At 48.6% G+C, this 1,998-nt stretch carries 4 protein-coding genes and 1 pseudogene; 2 read left to right on the plus strand and 3 right to left on the minus strand.

Annotated elements, in window-relative coordinates:
- Positions 1-384 (plus strand): hypothetical protein (locus tag ACS72_RS02975; RefSeq protein ID WP_048881177.1); only part of this gene is annotated, 384 nt, incomplete at its 5' end.
- Here ACS72_RS02975 and ACS72_RS18975 read toward each other — a convergent pair.
- Positions 380-787 (minus strand): annotated as a pseudogene (locus ACS72_RS18975) (hypothetical protein); the annotation flags it as partial. The gene ACS72_RS02975 and the pseudogene ACS72_RS18975 sit on opposite strands and share 5 nt — an antisense overlap.
- A gap of 12 nt (positions 788-799) precedes the next feature.
- On the opposite strand from ACS72_RS18975, the gene ACS72_RS02980 reads away from it, so the two are divergent.
- Positions 800-1,285, plus strand: a complete 486-nt coding sequence (locus tag ACS72_RS02980; RefSeq protein ID WP_212771679.1) for a hypothetical protein — start codon at positions 800-802, stop codon at positions 1,283-1,285.
- Here ACS72_RS02980 and ACS72_RS02985 read toward each other — a convergent pair.
- Both ACS72_RS02985 and ACS72_RS02990 read right to left on the minus strand, forming a co-directional pair.
- Complete coding sequence (locus ACS72_RS02985) at positions 1,253-1,597, minus strand: KUP/HAK/KT family potassium transporter (RefSeq protein WP_048881179.1); 345 nt, start codon at positions 1,595-1,597, stop codon at positions 1,253-1,255. The genes ACS72_RS02980 and ACS72_RS02985 overlap by 33 nt on opposite strands.
- Before the next feature lie 150 nt (positions 1,598-1,747).
- Positions 1,748-1,998: AI-2E family transporter (locus tag ACS72_RS02990; protein WP_048881180.1), on the minus strand; the 251-nt coding region annotated here is incomplete at its 5' end.

A 1,998-nucleotide genomic window follows, 5' to 3' on the forward strand; every position in this document is an offset into this window, starting at 1 on the left:
CAACGACAGCTTCGATCATGTGTCGGGCTTCACGCCGATCCTCGCGATATGAACCGAACCGCCTATCTGGCCTGCGTGGCGAGACCGGCGCCGCACGCAGCCGAGCGGTTGCGTAATGTTGCCGAGCGTCTGCGATCGCCCGCGATGGTCGAACTGGTCGAATCGCACGGCCTTCTTGTCTGCGGCGACCCCAGTGCTGCGCAGCTGGCGCTGCCAACCGGTGACGGTATCATCCTTGGTCATCTGTTCGACCGGAAGGATAGCACGCGAGTCACCGACCCGGCGAAACTCGGTGACATTCCCATCGACGAATTCGTGAAGGCCTATTGGGGAGGCTATATCGCGATCCGCGCACTCGAGGATCGGGTCGAAATCTTCCTTTAGAGCTTTTAACATCGTCTCTTAAAGCATTAAAATATCTGATAGAGCCATGCTCTGGAGTATTATTACCTTGATCATATCCAGATAGTTCTCTTCCATCATCAGTTATTGTAGTCGCTAACCAAATTGGATTTTTTTGCTTTTCCCATGGAAGAATTAGAGCATTTCCATACCTTCTAAAGCGTTGAGTGTTTGATTGTGAAAAGGGATCTTTTTCTAACTCTCTAAATTCATTGAAAATAGTTAATTTTTAGTTAATGTCAACTTCTGAAGCCTTATATTTTATATAACCATTCTGTTGAAAGTCTTCTTGTAATTTTGAAACATCATCTTCTTGATTTAAATTAAATTGATGATTTTCGTTTGGATATTCTTTTCTTAAATTTTCTTCAGCAGTTTTATCTATGCAACAAAAGAATTGCTAAGTACGATCTTTATCATCTCGATTATTGTGGCGATGAGCCGTGTTCTGATCAGAACAGGCATTAATGAGGTCATGGTAACACCCGTCACCCGGTTTATCCGTTCTCCTCAGGTCGCGTATTGGGGTATCGGATTGATCATGATGGTAGTATCACTATTTTTCTGGCCATCCCCGGCCGTAGCACTCGTTGGTGCAGTACTGCTTCCTGTAGCCGTGCGTGTAGGTCTTCCTCCGATTGGAGCTGCTATTGCCATGAACCTGTTCGGACATGGGATTGCACTGTCGGGAGATTACATTATTCAGGGGGCTCCCAAACTTACAGCTGATGCGGCGGGTATACCGGTTACTTCCGTCATGACGGCCAGCATACCTCTGGTCATTGTCATGGGCACCGTATCTATATTCAGGTCATGTAGACATATTGCTGGACAGACTTGGAATTATTCTTCATCTAGAAACAAAGAAGCTGATGTTCATTAAGTCATACTCAAGATCCAGTACTGAAAAAGCTTGTTTCAATGAATGAGGCACATCAGGCTCTTCTTTAAATCCATAATGGATCGTTATTCTGAAAAAACCATTCTCTAGTACTTCAGAAACGATTCGCTTAGCTTCATCAACATACGGGATTTCAGAAGTCTTGATTGTCACCAAAAAATTACGTTCATGCAGAACTTTATTATGCTTTAGATTATGTAAAAGCGCATGGGGTAGGACTTGAGGCGTTCCAGTTAAAAATACAGCATTTCCACTCACTTTCTGACCTGTCTGTTCAAGGTGCTCAAGAAACACATTCAGTGCGCCAAGCTCAGGCCTCGCCGCGCGGAGTGGGTCGGTTTGTCAGCGTCACGTCCTTCTCCTCGCCCATGGCGGCCGTTCGGCGCCGCTCTCGAAACGGGATCGCGACCGCTGCGTCAAGTTGTCAGCGCACGGATGACCGGATTATTTCTCGCCCGGCGCCTTGGCCTCGGGGTCGTGCAGCACGTCCTGACGATACAGCATCGTCACCAGGGTGTGCAGCACCAGGGCCAGCGGCGTGGCGAAAAGCACCCCCAGCGGCCCGAACAGCGAGCCGATCCCCACCACGGCGAAGATGCCCAGCACGACCGGCAGGTTGGCCACGTTCTTCTGCACCATGGGCGTGATGAAGTTGGCCTCCAGCTGAGAGATGACGACATGAAGCAGCACCGCCA

The sequence above is a fragment of the Acinetobacter sp. VT 511 genome (genome assembly GCF_001077515.1).
Taxonomy (GTDB): Bacteria; Pseudomonadota; Gammaproteobacteria; order Pseudomonadales; family Moraxellaceae; genus Acinetobacter; species Acinetobacter schindleri.